Origin of the sequence: Burkholderia sp. 22088 (genome assembly GCF_052045915.1) — a bacterium.
Lineage (GTDB): Bacteria > Pseudomonadota > Gammaproteobacteria > Burkholderiales > Burkholderiaceae > Burkholderia > Burkholderia cepacia.
Map to the genome: position 1 here is coordinate 268,097 of NZ_JBQEPY010000010.1, position 14,790 is coordinate 282,886.

Here is a 14,790-nt window from a genome sequence, read left to right on the forward strand (position 1 = left end):
TGGCTGGCCGCCGGCGTTTCGCCATTCTACGGGCTACGGGCCGGGTTACGCCGTTTTGTCGTGCTGCCACTCGGCCTGCGGCGGCTGCATCCCGTGCTGGCCGCGATAAGTCGCGACGGGCGGCTGCGACCAGCCTTCGAGCAGGCTCGGGTCGAGCCGGTATACCTCGACGCCGAGCGGCCGGCACACGTCGATCGGGTCGCGCGCGTCCGGCCCCCACATCGGTACCGACAGGTCGCCGCCCGGACACGTGGACATCGCACACAGTACGTCGATTTCCGCGAAGAACTCGAGGTAGTCGCCCGGTTTCGCGGGGCAGGCCTTCATGAAGTACTTGTCGGCGTCGTTCAGGCCCGTGCACTGAAACACGTTGAGCACGTCGTGCACGTCGAATTCGGTCAGCCCGTAGGGCGCGACCGCGCGCACGAGGTTCGAGTGGCAGTGGAAATGGAAATCCTCGCCGGTCAGTAGCTTGTTCACGTACGGGTCGCAGCGCGTGCCGAGCAGGTCGTGCACGCGGCCGCCGTCGCTGTCGACGCCATAGCCGGCGAGCGTGTCGTCGGTGATCGTGACCATCGGGCGCAGGTACGGCAGCGTCGACCAGAGCCGGTCGAACGTCGTCACGTGCGCTGCCTGCAACTGGCGCGTGCGCGATGCCCACATGCGTTCGCGCGGATTGTGCAGGTTCCACATGTTGAAGTCGGCGACTTGCGGGCCTTCGAGCGTGACGATCCGGAACACGTGGCCCGCCGGCACCGTCCACGCGAAGCCACTGCGGATCGGCACGACGTGCGACGCGATTCGTTCGCGCGCGTCCTGGCGCTGGGCGATCGCGGAATAAAAGGCGTGGTCGACGTTCAGGACGGAACCCTTGGTGACCTGGTAGGCGGCGGGGTAGTTCGGCATGACGCGGTGCTCTCGGGGAAGGTTGTTAAGTGCGGCAATCCGGTCGTCACCCTTTGTGGTGGCCGGTCAGGCGTCGATTTTCATGTTTGATTGTTCAACAATTTGTCGGCGCTTCGGGGAGTATAGGGCGAAGGCGGGGAGGTGTGTCAATCAGCGGAAAGTACGGAGACGGCAGGAGAGGTGGCGCGTTCCGGCTCGCGCGCGTCCGGCTGTGCCGCAATCGGCATTTCAACCTCGCCGATTCCATGGGATTCCGGTCGCGCTGCGCAACAACAGGCACAATACGCAATTGACTGCGCACGGCTGTTCGTAATTCGAACATGCGGGCGCGTGTCGCCGCCGTCAGAATCCTCCCCAGCCGTCATGAACGCCACGCTCAACTCCGCGCGCGAGTCGAACTCGCCGCGTTTCCTGTTGTTCCTGATCTGCCTGTTCGCGTCCGCGGGCCAGCTCGCAATCGACATCTACGTGCCTGCGCTGCCCGACATGGCACGGTCGTTCGCGACCACGCCGCAGGCGATCCAGTCGAGCGTGTCCGGCTACATGGCCGCCTACGCGCTCGGCCAGCTCATCTTCGGGCCGGTCGCCGACGCATACGGGCGCAAGCGCGTGCTGGCGTTCGGGCTCGTGATCTACACGATCGGCTGCCTGCTGTCGCTCGGCGCGCAGAACCTGGAGACGTTCGTGCTGGCGCGCTGCCTGCAGGGTTTCGGGATCGCGACCACCAACCTGCTCGCGAAGGCGATCATCACCGATTCGTTCTCCGGCCAGGCGCTGATGCACGCGTTCACGTACATGTCGATCGCGTGGGGGCTCGCGCCGATCATCGCGCCGGTGATAGGCGCGCACCTGCAGGAATGGTTCGGCTGGCGCGCGTGCCTCGTGTTCCTGCTGGTGTACTCGCTGGTGATGTGGGCACTGCTGTGGCGATACCGCGAAACCTTGCCGAAGCCGGTGCATCTCGAGCCGCGCACGCTGATGACGAACGCGGGCAAGGTGCTGGCGAGCCCGGTGTTCCAGAGCTGCTTCCTCGCACAGGGGCTGTGCTACAGCATCCTGCTGGTGTTCAACATCGTCGGGCCGTTCATGGTGCAGACCACGCTGCACAAGCCGCCGACCTTCTTCGGCTATCTCGCGCTCGGCATCGGGCTCATGTATTTCCTCGGCGGGCTGTCGAACCGCATTCACGGCCGCGGGCTGCCGAGTGCCGAGCAACGGCTGCGTATCGGCGCGCGCGTGATGGCAGGGGCATCGGTCGCGATGCTGGTGCTGGCGCTGACCGTCGGGCTGCGCGTGTGGACGCTCGCGACGCCGGTGCTCGTGATGGGTTTCTGCGCGGGCGCGATGTACCCGACGCTGATGGCCAAGGGCAATTCGCTGTTTCCGCATATCGCCGGCCTGACGAGCGCGATCCTCGGATGCGCGCTGCTGCTCGTGTCGTCCGCGATGATGGGGCTGGCCGGTTTCGTGTCGATCCATGTCCTGACGCCGCTCGCGGTCTTCTTCGTCGCGCTGTCCTGCATCGTCGTGTGGATGGTCACCAAGTTGCTGCGGTACCTGTCGCAGCAGCAGGCCGAGGCCGCGCCCGTCGCGTGCGGGCGTGGGGAGGCCGCGTAAATGCCGCCTGTCGACCGCCCCATGAACCCAATCCTGCTGAACCGCGTCGCCCGAACCGACGCCGCCGACCTGATCGCCGCCAATCGCGCGAGCCGGAACCATCATCTGCCGTGGGTCGACTCGTTCACCGACCAGGCGGGATTCGACCAGTGGTTCGGCCGCTGCCTGACGGGGCCGAACGTCGGCTTCGTCGCGCGCGAGCGTACGTCCGGGGCGGTGGTCGGCGTGGTGAACCTCAACGAGATCGTCGGCGGCGTGTTCCAGAGCGCGTATCTCGGGTACTACGGGATGGTGGCGTTCAGCCGCAAGGGGCTGATGACCGACGCCATGCGCGCGGCGATCGGTGTCGCGTTCGGCGAACTCGGGCTGCATCGGCTCGAAGCGAACATCCAGCCGGGCAACCATGCGTCGATTGCGCTGGTTCGGCGGCTCGGCTTCACGAAAGAGGGGTTTTCTCCGCGCTATCTGCGCATCGACGGCGCATGGCGCGACCACGAACGGTGGGCGCTGCTGGCCGACGACGCGCCCGAAGCGCGCGGCTGACGCGTGATACCAGGCAGTAACGGGCGACGTTCTTCCCGCCGCCGGCCGCTTGTCAAAGCGGATGCGTCGCGCCGGCCTGCGTGAGCAGCGAAACCGCAGCCGGATCCGGCATCCCGTTCGCGTCGATCGCGCCGGCTTTCGCGAGCGCGACGAGATCGCTGTCGACACCCGGTTGCCCGACCGTGAACGACGTGGTCAGGAACGCCGGCGCCGTGAGCGTGACCGAATAGCGCTGCTGCAGGTTCGTCACCACGGCCGATTGCGCGGCCTGTACGGTGTTCGCGCTGTTCATCGCCTGCTGGTAGCGCGGATTGCCCTGGAAATTGCCGATCAATGCGGCGGTGTTCGTGCCGAGCTGGGCGGCGAGATAGGCCAGCATCAGCTCGGTCTCGGGCGTCGTATTGAACGTGCCGCCCGCGTACGCGAGCGAATGCAGGCTCGTGCCGCCCGACGTCACGGTGACGACGCACGGCAGCGCGGCATTGACCGTCACGCGGTAGTTGCCGCCGCCGTCCGTCAGCGTCGTCGCCGAGCCCGTCACGCAGCTGACCGTCACCTGCGCGCTCGCGAGCGCGTCGCCCGTCGCGGCCGTGCCCGACAGCGCGACGGTTTGCGTGTTGTTGTTGTTGTTGAAGCAGACATCCACGCCGAAGCAGGCATCGCCGTTGCACGCCTGAAGCGCTGCGAGGGTGGCGAGGCAGAGCGTGCCCAGCGCGGGGCGGATGAAACGCCTGGGGTGCAGGTTCATGGTCGCTGGCCTTGAGGAGAGTGGGGCAACCGGCAGGCGCCGACGGTGCGGCGTCGTTCACATTCTATGTCCCGAAGCGGTGCACTGCTTGCCCGTTTCGGTCGTCTGGCCGGCCTGCGGCCGGACGCGGCCTGACGACGAGCGCGTCGTGCAGCGGCACGCTGAAATGACGAGATCCGGAAGTCGGCCGGAAACCTTTCAGTTCCTTTCACAATTGGTTATGCTGCGGGACGATTAAAAACGACGAGAGAACGTGCCGTTCCCGATGGAGCCGGCGCGCCGTTTCCGACATGAATTCGAAACGACAGACGGGCCGGCCGTGCGCGCCGGGCGGCGAAGGCGATCCGGCATCGCGGGCAGGCACGGCCCGAACCGGCATTCGGCACCCACGCGGCACCAGGGGCGTGACCGGCAGGTCCGGCTTCCGGAAGGCCGCTGCCTTGCTCGCGGGCGCGATCTTGCTGTTCGGCGGCACGGCCATCGCGGCGCCGGCCGAAGATGGCAGCGTTGCCGTCGCGGCGTCCATGGCCGCCACGCTTGCCACCCCGGCCCGGTCGGCCTGCACACACGTGGCCGCCGCCGCAGCCTATCCGGTTGCCTCGAAGCCGGAAGCCGCACCGCCGTTGAAAGGCCGCGTGACGGACACGACGGGCGTGCTGAGCGCGGCCTGCGCCTCCGAGCTGACCGACCGCCTCGCCGCGCTCGAACAACGGCTCGGCGTACAGGTCGCGATCCTGCTGGTCGGGTCGACCGGACAATCGACGATCGAACAGTTTGCGACCACCGTGTTCGACCAATGGAAACTCGGCAAGGCCAAGGTCAACAACGGCCTGCTGCTCGTCGCCGCGCTCAACGACCATACCGTGCGGATCGAAGTCGGCTACGGGCTCGAAGGCACGATTCCGGACATCGTCGCGGGCCGGATCATTCGCGAGCGGATCGTGCCGGCATTCCGCGAGAACCGCATTGAAGCCGGCATCAGCGATGCGCTGGACGCGCTGACGCACGAAATGATGCCGGCCGACGTCGCCGCGCCGGAGCAGCCTGCACCCGCCACGGCGTTCGGCGGGCGCGACGAAGCATACGAAACGGCCGCGGCGACCGCGACGGATGCCGCGAACCCGCCGCCCCGCGACGCGCGAGCCGGCGGCGAAAAATACCAGTCGAACGGCCTGCCCGAGCGGAAACGCCCGAACACGGGCGGCGTGCGGTTCTGGTTCCTGCTCGGGGTTGCCAACGTCGTGCTCGGCGTGGTCGCGCAGTGGCGCAAGCTGCGCCGCAGGGTGGCGCTCCTGGCCGCCTGGCTCGTGGCGGCCGTCGTGCCGGTCGTGATGCTGCCGGTCGGCGCGATCTTCAACGGCAATCTCGAAGCCATGCTGGGCGCCGCGGCGTTCGTTCCGGCGGCCGCCGGTGTCGGGCCGTGCCTGCTCGGCATCAACCTGTTCCTGTCGGCGCGCGTGCGCAAAATCACCGCGATCGTGGGCGGGACGCTGTTCATGATCGTCGCGATCGGGCGCGAAATGGACTATTCGGTCGGGGAAGTGCTGTCCGGCATCTTCGGCGTGCTGTGCGTACTCGCCGTGATCTGGGCGAAGCTGACGGGCAGTGGCTCGTCTTCGTCGTCATCCTCGTCCGGCTCCCGGTCGCAATCGGGTTCCGATTCGTTTCGCGGCGGCGGCGGGTCGAGCGGCGGTGGCGGCGCATCGGGCCGCTGGTAGCGTGCGCGCGCAGCCTGCCTGCGCGCCTGATTCCTTTCACCTGCCGCTCCACCCGGAGCGTTCAACCGGAAACAACCCATGATGAAATGGTTTCGAATCCTGCTCGTGTGCTGCGTGCTGACCCCGCTCGCGGGGTGCGGCTACAACGCGATCCAGTCGTCCGACGAGGACATCAATGCCGCATGGTCCGAAGTGCTGAACCAGTATCAGCGCCGCGCGGACCTCGTGCCGAATCTCGCCGCGTCGGTGAAGGGCTACGCGTCGCACGAGGCGCGCGTGCTGACCGAGGTGGCATCGGCCCGTGCGCGCGTGGGCAGCGTGCAGATGACGCCGGAGATGGCGAAGGACCCGGCCGCGCTCGCGGCGTTCGACCAGCGGCAGGGCGAGCTGTCCGGGGCGCTGAGCCGGCTGATGGTGGTGTCCGAGCGCTATCCGGAGCTGAAGGCGAACGAAGCGTTCCGCGACCTGCAGACCCAGCTCGAAGGCACGGAAAACCGCATTGCGGTCGCGCGCGGCCGCTACATCAAGACGGTGCAGCACTACAACGTGCAGATCCGCCAGTTCCCGGGCGTCGTGATCGCGAAGATCTTCGGCTACCAGCCGCGCCCGAATTTCAGCGTCGCGAACGAAGCGGCGGTTTCGACCGCGCCGGCACTCGATTTCTCCGCGCAGTCGCAGCCGCAGCCGGCAAAGGCAAACACGGCCGGCGAGTAAGGCCGGAGCGTCAGGTCGAAACGTCCGACCGAAGCGCGCATTCAGGGCTTGCGCGCGGCCGCCTTCGCGAACGCGCCGCGCACCTCGAAGCCGATCGCGTCGGCAACATTGCCGCGCGCATCGACGAGTTCGAGCCGGTGCCGGCCCGGCCACGGCATCCACGCGATGCGGTCGGCATGTCCGATCACCTTGTCGTCGAGCCGCCACGCGAACTTCGCGGCGTGCCCGGCCGAGCGCTCGAACCAGATCCGCTGATTCTTCGGCGGAATGTCCGGGTCGATCGCGAAGATCGTGCCGTCGGTCGGCGTGCCGATCGTCAGCGGCGCACGCGCGCCGTCCTTGCCCGGCGTGACGGGCGCGGCGAGCCGGATCGTGTCGACCGCCGTGCCCGCGACGAACCACTCGTTGCGTGACGGTTCGATGTCGCGCTCGAAGGTGATGCGGCGCGTCTCGACGCCGGCCGGCGCGCGCGGCGCGCGGCTCGGCACGTCGCGGTGCAGGTAGCCGACGACGGCCGACCACACCGGCGACGCGCCCGTGACGCCCGACACGTCCCACATCGGCGAGCCGTCCGCATTGCCGACCCACACGCCGACCGTATAGCGCGACGTGAAACCGACGGTCCAGTTGTCGCGCATGTCCTTGCTCGTGCCGGTCTTGACTGCCGAGAAGAAGCGCGTCGCGAGCGGATTGTCGAAGCCGAACGTGCGCACGCGCGCGTTGTTGTCGGAAAGGATGTCGGTCACGACGAAGCTGGCTGCCTCGCTGAACACGCGCGTGCCGTCGGCCGCGCGGGCGGGCGAGGCGGCCGATGCGCCGGATGCCGGTGCCGGCACCAGCCGGTCGACGACCTGGCGGGCGACGCCGCCGTTCGCGAGCGCGCGGTACGCGTTGGTCAGCGACAGCAGCGTGACGTCCGCACTGCCGAGCGCGAGGCTGAAGCCGTAGTAGTCGCCTTCCTGCGCGAGCGGCAGGCCGAGCGCGGTCAGCGTGCGCGCGAAGCGGTGCGGCGTGACGAGCACGAGCGTGCGCACGGCCGGCACGTTCAACGAGCCGCCGAGCGCGCTGCGCACGCTCACCCAGCCCTTGAAATCCTTGTCGTAGTTCTGCGGGATGTACAGGCCGCCGCCGGCGGCGAGGTTGATCGGCGCGTCGTCGAGCAGCGACGCGGCCGTCAGCCGTTTCTCGTCGATCGCCTGCGCGTACAGGAACGGCTTGAGCGTCGAGCCGGCCTGGCGCGGCGCGAGCACGGCATCGACGTCGCGCGCGCTCGACAGCGCGCCGGACGAGCCGACCCATGCACGAATCTCGCCGGTCGCGTTGTCGATCACGACGACCGCACCGTCCTGCACGTTGCGCCGGTGCGCGGGCGCGTTGAGTTCGGTCAGCGCGCGCATCAGCGTGTCGCGCGCGAAGCGCTGCAGCGGCGCGTCGAGCGTCGTGCGCACCTGCGCGCCGGCCGCCGGCCGGACCTCGGCCGCGATGCGTCGCGCGAAGTGCGGGGCGAGGGCGGCGCCGTCGTCGCGCGCGGCGCTGGCCGGCCGCGCGGTGACCAGCTGCACGTAGCCGTCGAGCGAAGCACAGGCCGGCTCCGCGTGCATGTCGCGCAGGATCCGGCACGCGCGCTCGGCAACCTTCGCGGGCGTGGCGTTGGGCGCACGCACGAGCGCGGCCGCGATCGCGGCTTCGCGTGCGTCGAGGCCCGACGGTGCCTTGCCGAACAGCACCTGAGACAGCGCGGCGAGGCCGATCGTCTCGCCGCGGAACGGCACGAGGTTCAGGTATGCCTCGAGCACCTGGTCCTTGCGCCAGCCGCGTTCGAGCAGCAGCGCGTTGACGGCCTGCGAGGCCTTCTGCGGCAGCGAGCGCTGGCCCGACCGGCGCGGCGAATCGCTGAGCAGCCCGGCGAGCTGCATCGTGACGGTCGACGCGCCGCGCGTGCGTTCGTTCCACAGGTTGCCCCACGCGGCGCCGGCGATGCCGCGCCAGTCGACGCCGCTGTGTTCGTAAAAGCGCTTGTCTTCCGATACGACGATCGCCTCGCGAAACGCGGGCGACACGTCCGCGAGCGACACCCAGTCGCCGCGCCGTTCGGTGAGGTCGACGCGCGTGCGCTGCAGCGGCGTGCCGTCGCGCGCGAGCAGCACCCAGTCGGAGCTGCGCCAGTTGCGGCGCACTTCGTCGTAGCCCGGCAGCGCATGCGCGACGAGCGGCGCGGCCAGCACGACGGCGACGAATACGCGGCCGGCGAAACGCGCCGGCCGCGGCAATACCTGATCGATCATCGCGTACTCGTTACTTGCCCGCGTCGGCCGGCTTCACGGTCATCGGCGGGTTCGGCCACAGGCCGTACACGGACGGCGCGTACAGCGCCTCGACACGCGTCGGCGGCAGCCCGAACGTGCCGACGTTGTTCAGCCGCACCGTGTACTCGACCGAGAATTTGCCCTTCGGCAGATAGTCGTAGTACGCACGGTAGCCGTCGAAGTCGCGCTCGATGAACGCCGGCCAGGCGCCGTCCGGCGTCTTCTCGCCCTGCGTCGCGGCTTCGGAGTCGCGGCCGAGGCCCGAACCGAGGATCGTCGAACCGGCCGGAACCGGATCGTTGACGACGACCCACGTCATGTCGCTCTGCGCGTCGATGTCGAGATGCACGCGCACGACGTCGCCGCGCGTCAGCACGCCCTTGACGGCGGGCGACACCGGCGTGACGGTCTTCGTGATCCGGTAGCCGGCCGCGAACGGCGAACGCAGCGGCACGGCCGCGAGGCTTTCGATCGTGGCCCACGGGCGGCCGGTGCCGTCTTGCGTGACGGACAGCGTGGCCGGTGCCTGCGACGCGCGCGGCCACGGCAGCATCACGCTGCGGGCCGCGGCGGCGCGGGTGGCCGGGGTGGCTTGCGTGGTCGATGCAGCCGGGTCGGCGGGCGCGGGTGCCGGCGCCTGCGACCACGAGATCGTGCGCTCGTCGCCGCCGAGCGCGACCTTCGTCGCGCCGGCAACCGGCGTGCTCTCGTAGGTGCGCGAGAAGCGCTCGACCGCGAGCAGGCCGAGCGCGTTCGACGTGGTCGTCTGCCATGCGCCCTGGCGCTGCAGGGCGAGCAGGCCGGCCGTCACGCGCGGCATCTCGTCCTTCCACGCCGGATCGCCGGCGAATTCCAGCGCGAGGCGGGCCGCGTTGGTCTCGTTACTGGTCATCAGCCACCACAGGTCGTCGTCGCGCGCGGTCGAGAACACGAGCTGCGTGCCCTGGTACGTGAGGCGTGCCCGCAGGATCTGCTCGACCTGCGCGCGTTTCTCGTCGCGTTGCGGGATGTCCTTCACGCGCGTGAGGATCGCGTGATAGTCGATCACCGCCGACGTCGGCCACTGGTTCGGCGCGATCTCGATCGAGCCGAGCATGCGTCCTTGCGCGGCGCCGTAGCGCGACAGCGCTTCGATCGCGGCGAGCTTGCGGAGGTCGCGATCCTGGCGCGGCGCCCACGTGTTGCGCTCGAGACGGCCGTCGACGAAGCGCGCGAGCCCGGCTTCGAGCTGCGTGCGAAGGTCTTCCGGCAGCGCGAAGCGCGGGTCGAGACGGCTCGCCTCGTCGGACACCACGAGCAGGTACGACGACAGCGTCGCGCTGCCGGCGTGCGAATCGTCGGACGACGGCGGGAAGTAGCTCGCGAGCCCGTCGCTGTCGAGATAGACGGGCATGCGGGCGATCAGCGCCTGCCATTGCGCGGGATCGCGCAGGCCGATCGCGCGCGACGTCTGCTGTTCGAGGCAGCGGTACGGATAGCGCTCGAACCAGCGCTTCACGCCGGGCAGTCCGTCGGCGAGCTTCGACTGCAGCGACACGGCGATGCCGCCGCGCGGCAAGCCTTGCGCGTTGTTCGCGGCGCCGGCCGGGGAGGCCACCGGCACCGTCAGCGTGCCGTCGACCTGCGCGAGCGTCGCCTGCTGTACCGTGACCGGCAGCGCGGGCACGACCTTCTGCGCGACCGCCAGCGCGTCGGACGCGCGCTTGCCGCCTTGTTCGGTCGCTTCGATGCGCCAGTTCAGCGCACCGGCCGCGTCGAGCGCCTGCTCGGGCACGGTGATCGTCCATGCGACTTCGGTTGCCGTATTGGCCGCCAGCGAGATGGTTTGCGGTGCGACATCGAGGCCCGTCACGCGCGGCGTCACGACGACCTGCATCGCGCGGTCGGTCGTGTTGCGCAGCGTGACCTGCGCGCGGAACGCATCGCCTTCGCGCACGAGCGGCGGCAGGCCGGAGATCAGCTGCAGATCCTGCGTACTGCGGATCGACGTGCTGCCGGTGCCGAAGCGGTCGGGGCCGACCGCCGCGATCGCGACGATCCGGAAGCGCGTGAGCGCGTCGTTCAGCGGCACCTCGACGGTCGCGCTGCCGTTGGCGTCCAGCGTCACGCGCGGATTCCACAGCAGCAGCGTGTCGAACAGCTCGCGCGTCGGCGCGCTGCCGCCGCCGCCGCCGGCCGGCACGGCCTTGCGGCCGAAGTGGCGGCGGCCGACGATTTCCATCTGCGCGGTGGCCGTCTCGACGCCGTACGCGCGTCGCCGCAGCATCGCGTCGAGCAGGTCCCAGCTGTTGTTCGGCATCAGTTCGAGCAGCGCCTCGTCGACGGCCGCGACCGCGATCTGCGTGCCGGCCGGCGCGGGCTGGCCGTTCGGCAGCGTGACCTTCACGTGCGCCTGCGCCTTGCTGCGCACGGTGTAGCGCGTCGCGTCGGTCGTCACGGACACGCCGAGACGGTGCACGCCGGTGCCGACCTTGATCTCGCCGAGGCCATAGCGGAACGCGGGTTTCGACAGGTCGACGAACGCGGTCGGCGCCTCATAGTGACGGCCCTCGCGCCAGAATGCGCGTGCCCATTCGACCGGTGCCTTCCAGCCCCACGTGAAGAACGAGTACCACGGCACCTCGCGAATCCGGCCGCGCAGCGCGAGCACCGACACATAGACGTTCGGCCCCCACGTGTCGCCGACCTTCAGGTCGACCGTCGGGTTCTTGCCGTTCAGTTCGACGATGTGCGTTTCCATCACGCCGCCGCGCTCGACCGCCACCAGCGCGGTCGCGTAGCGGAACGGCATGCGCACCTGGAAGCGGGCGGTTTCGCCCGGTTCGTACGAGGTTTTCTCGGGGATCACGTCGATCCGGTCGGTGTTGTCGCCGCCGAACCAGAGTTCGTCTTCGCGCGTGACCCATACCGAGGTCGACGCGTTCGACGTGCGGCCGTCGCCGTCCTTGGCCACCGCGATCAGCTGCACGTTGCCGGCCTGCTCGAGCGTCGCGTCGCAGGCCATGCGGCCCTTGTCGTCGGTCTTGCCCGAGCACAGCACGCCGAGGTCGCGGGTGTCGCTCTTGTTGTCGTACGCATAGAAGCCGCCGACCATCCGCTTGCGCGACGACGTCGTGATGCGCGCGACGCCCTTGATCTCGATCGGCACCGACGCGCGCGGCTTGCCTTGCAGGTCGACCGCCAGCGCCTGCACGGGCACGCGCTGGCCGACGGAGACCCAGCGGCCCGCCTTGATGCCGGCCACCACCGCGGCCGGCCACAGGATCGTGTCGCCGCGAATCGTCTGCACTTCGCCGTTCGGGTCCGCGAACGTCGCTTCGAGCGCGATGCGCTTCGGTGCGTCGACGTCGGGCAGGCCCTTCAGCGTGACCGAGCCCGCACCGTTGCGGTCGAGCGTCAGCGGCAGCTTGTCGGCGATCAGCTTCGTCGCGTCGGGATCGTTGTTCGACGACGACGCGTTGTCGCCGTCCTGCGAATCGTCGTCGGCATTGCCGTCGCTCGTGTCGGGGCGATACGGCGTGAAGCTGAAATCCTCGAAGCGATCGGCGAACGGCGGCGATGCCCACTTCATCAGCGCCGACACCTGCACGGGCAGGTTCGATGCGCCACCGCCCGACACGTAGTCGATCTGCACCGCGAGCGGCGCCTCCTTCACGGCGACGAGCGGGCTCTTCTGCGCGTCGCGCGCGCCGATCGATCCCTTCAGGACCGGCAGGCGGAACGCCTCGACGCGGAAGCTGCCGCTGTAGTAGGTGGACGTGGGCGAGTCTTCCGGGCCGCCTTCGAGCTCGACGCTGTATTCACCGAGCTTCGCGGCGGCCGGCAGCGTGAACTGCGAGTCCGCGCTGTGGTCGGCCGCCCATGTGAGCGGCAGCTTGTAGGTCTGGCCCGTGCCGAGATGCCGGATCGTCACGCGGGTCGGGTATTGCGACGGGAACGCGAGGCTCTGCAGCGTCTCGGACCGGATGAAGTGCTTCATCGACACGGTTTCGCCCGCGCGCAGCAGCGTGCGGTCGAACACCGTATGCGCGCGCACGGTCCGGGCGCTGTCGGTATCGGTCGGCACGTTGAAGCGCCACGATTCGATCCCGCGGTTCCAGCCCGAGCTGACGAACGCCATGTCGGGGCCCGTCTTCGGATCGTTCACGCGGGCCGACACGAAGTAGTCGTCGAAGCGTTGTTCCGAGTCGGACGAGTTGCAAGCGCGCTTCGATTCGAACGCGCCGTCGATCTTCAGCAGCCCCTGCGCATCGGTCGTGCCGGATGCGATTTCGTCGCCGTTGCAGTCCGACACGCGGATCTGCGCGTTCGGCACGGGCTTGCCCTTGTCGAGCGTCGTGACCCACACGAGGTTGTTTTCGCGGCCCTGTTTCAGGTGCACGCCGAGGTTGGTGACGAGCACCGTGGTGCGCACGTACATGCTCGACGGCTTCGCGAGCAGCGAGCGGCCGAGCGCGGGCGACGCGAGTTCGAGCACGTAGAAGCCGGGCTTGTCGATCGGCACGCCGACGACCTCGAACGGGCGCAGCGCCTTCGGGTCCGCCTTCGGCAGCGTCAGCGCCTGCACGCCGGGCTGGCCCTTGAGCAGGGTCAGCGAGCGCACGTCGATGCGGCGATCCTTCGGTGCGGGCGCCTTCTCGCCGGCCTCGCGCGGCACGTAGACGGGGTGCTGGCCCTTGCGTTCGAGCAGGCCGGGAATCTGGCTGTCGATCGAGCCGGCCGTCATCGACCAGTTGTCGAAGCGGTCGACGGTGCGCATCCACTGACGAATCGCGGTGTCGTCGTCGACCTTCAGGTTCGAGAACTGCGCGCCCTGGGTGTTGAGGCCGTCGATATGCAGGTCGGCCTCGACGTTGCGCAGCGTGACGGGCACGAGCGCGGGCGTATCGGGTTCGGCGAAGCGCTCGACGATCCCGAAGGTGCCCGACGAGAACTTCGCGAGCGGCGGCATCGGCGCGGTGCGCGTCGCGAGCGGGAACAGGTCGGCGTTCGACAGCGGCCGGTCGGTCACGTCGCGCAGGCCCGACGGCAATTCGACCGTCAGGCCGGCCTGCTCGGGCAGCGGCGGGTTGAACGTGACGGTGGTGACTTCCTCGCTCTTGTCGTCGGCCGCGAAGGTCGGCGACAGCGAACCGTCAGGGCCGCGCAGCTTGATCGCCTCGGCGTTCTTGCGCGAGATCGGCGCGTTGAACGACAGCGTGAGCGGGCGCAGCGGCGTGCAGGGCGCCTTCGCGTTCTCGCGTTCGCACGAGAAGCTCGCGGCGAACGGTGCGCGCACGGTGAAATCGAAGCGCCGTTCCGTTTCGTTCGGAATCCCGCTCGGGCTCGTGACGCCCTTGCCGTACACGAGCTGCATCTTTGCGCTCGCGGGCAGCGCCTGCGCGCACGACAGCGTCAGCACGCGCGCGGCATCCTTCTTCAGCCCGAAGTGATCGAGCAGCGCGTTGCGCGCATCGTCGGCGGCCGTGACGGGAATGCGGTTGCCGATGCCGGCCGCTTCGCACCAGATGTTCGCGAGCGCCGAACGCGGTTCGGCCGGGCCGTTCAGCTTCAGCACGAATACCTGGTGTTCCTCGATCTCGCGCGAGCCGGGGCGGACGTTCACCGGGAACGGGCCGCCCGTCTGGAACGTGAAGCGGCGCGGGCCGCTGGCCGCATTGCCGGCGACCGAACGCAACGCGTCGTTGAGCGCGACCGAGCAGCGCACGCCGGGCGGCAGGTCGTTTTCGAAATCGTAAACCCAGGTCTTGTCGTCGAGCCAGTGACCCTGGCCGCGCGCGGCCGCGGAATCGTTGCAGGTGACGCGTGCGGGATTCGGCGCGGACGCCGAGCCGAACGCGACCATCGGTTCGTCGAACTTGACGACGCTCTGCCGGACTTCGGTGACGGTGCCTTGCGGCGAGACGCTCACCGTGCGGGCCGCGCCCGCATGCAGCGACAGTGCCGTGGCGCCGCCGAGCGCCGCGACGGCGCCAAGGCGCCAGAGCAGCCGGGTGGTGTGGTGGATGCGTTCCGTTTTGTTCTGTTTGTCGTGCTGCTTCATCGCTCGATCGCCCTCGGAGGGAAGCTTTCTGTTTGATTGCACGCGATTCTAACCGACCGACATGCGCCTGCATCGTCGCGCGCAGTCAGTGTGTCGCCGGTGTACGACATGGGTGCGTCGGCCGCAACTTTGTCGCGCCGACGATACAAAAAAGCAGCGAAATGTCGATTGTCTCGGATTGCGGAACATTTAATG

Annotated in this window: 9 protein-coding genes; 4 read left to right on the plus strand and 5 right to left on the minus strand. The window is 69.0% G+C overall.

Annotation, left to right across the window (positions count from 1 at the left end):
* Positions 1 to 45: 45 nt before the first annotated feature.
* The gene (locus ACTJLD_RS21055) at positions 46 to 906 is read right to left on the minus strand and encodes an urea carboxylase-associated family protein (protein WP_060195451.1); all 861 of its coding nucleotides are present in this window, start codon (positions 904 to 906) and stop codon (positions 46 to 48) included.
* 363 nt (positions 907 to 1,269) lie between these two features.
* Between ACTJLD_RS21055 and ACTJLD_RS21060 the strand changes: the two genes are divergently transcribed.
* Together ACTJLD_RS21060 and ACTJLD_RS21065 are read left to right on the plus strand one after the other, a co-directional pair.
* The gene (locus ACTJLD_RS21060; protein ID WP_060195452.1) at positions 1,270 to 2,523 is read left to right on the plus strand and encodes a multidrug effflux MFS transporter; all 1,254 of its coding nucleotides are present in this window, start codon (positions 1,270 to 1,272) and stop codon (positions 2,521 to 2,523) included.
* A gap of 21 nt (positions 2,524 to 2,544) precedes the next feature.
* A complete protein-coding gene (locus ACTJLD_RS21065) occupies positions 2,545 to 3,066 on the plus strand; it encodes a GNAT family N-acetyltransferase (protein ID WP_440659539.1) in 522 nt (173 codons plus the stop codon).
* A 52-nt stretch (positions 3,067 to 3,118) separates the two neighbouring features.
* Here ACTJLD_RS21065 and ACTJLD_RS21070 read toward each other — a convergent pair whose 3' ends face one another.
* Complete coding sequence (locus ACTJLD_RS21070; protein WP_440659540.1) at positions 3,119 to 3,814, minus strand: hypothetical protein; 696 nt, start codon at positions 3,812 to 3,814, stop codon at positions 3,119 to 3,121.
* 208 nt (positions 3,815 to 4,022) lie between these two features.
* Positions 4,023 to 4,340 (minus strand): hypothetical protein, encoded by a 318-nt coding sequence (locus ACTJLD_RS21075; RefSeq protein WP_124839803.1) that lies wholly within the window; start codon positions 4,338 to 4,340, stop codon positions 4,023 to 4,025.
* Between ACTJLD_RS21075 and ACTJLD_RS21080 the strand changes: the two genes are divergently transcribed.
* Both ACTJLD_RS21080 and ACTJLD_RS21085 read left to right on the plus strand, forming a co-directional pair.
* Positions 4,339 to 5,532 carry a TPM domain-containing protein gene (locus ACTJLD_RS21080; protein ID WP_440659541.1) on the plus strand — a complete coding sequence of 398 codons (1,194 nt, stop codon included), beginning with the start codon at positions 4,339 to 4,341 and terminating at the stop codon, positions 5,530 to 5,532. The two genes, ACTJLD_RS21075 and ACTJLD_RS21080, sit on opposite strands and share 2 nt — an antisense overlap.
* Positions 5,533 to 5,613: 81 nt before the next feature.
* Positions 5,614 to 6,246 (plus strand): LemA family protein, encoded by a 633-nt coding sequence (locus ACTJLD_RS21085; RefSeq protein ID WP_175861509.1) that lies wholly within the window; start codon positions 5,614 to 5,616, stop codon positions 6,244 to 6,246.
* A gap of 41 nt (positions 6,247 to 6,287) precedes the next feature.
* Here the strand turns inward: ACTJLD_RS21085 and pbpC are convergent, their stop codons facing one another.
* Together pbpC and ACTJLD_RS21095 are read right to left on the minus strand one after the other, a co-directional pair.
* Positions 6,288 to 8,531 carry a penicillin-binding protein 1C gene (pbpC, locus tag ACTJLD_RS21090; RefSeq protein ID WP_440659542.1) on the minus strand — a complete coding sequence of 748 codons (2,244 nt, stop codon included), beginning with the start codon at positions 8,529 to 8,531 and terminating at the stop codon, positions 6,288 to 6,290.
* A gap of 10 nt (positions 8,532 to 8,541) precedes the next feature.
* The gene (locus ACTJLD_RS21095) at positions 8,542 to 14,595 is read right to left on the minus strand and encodes an alpha-2-macroglobulin family protein (protein ID WP_440659543.1); all 6,054 of its coding nucleotides are present in this window, start codon (positions 14,593 to 14,595) and stop codon (positions 8,542 to 8,544) included.
* Positions 14,596 to 14,790: the final 195 nt, after the last annotated feature.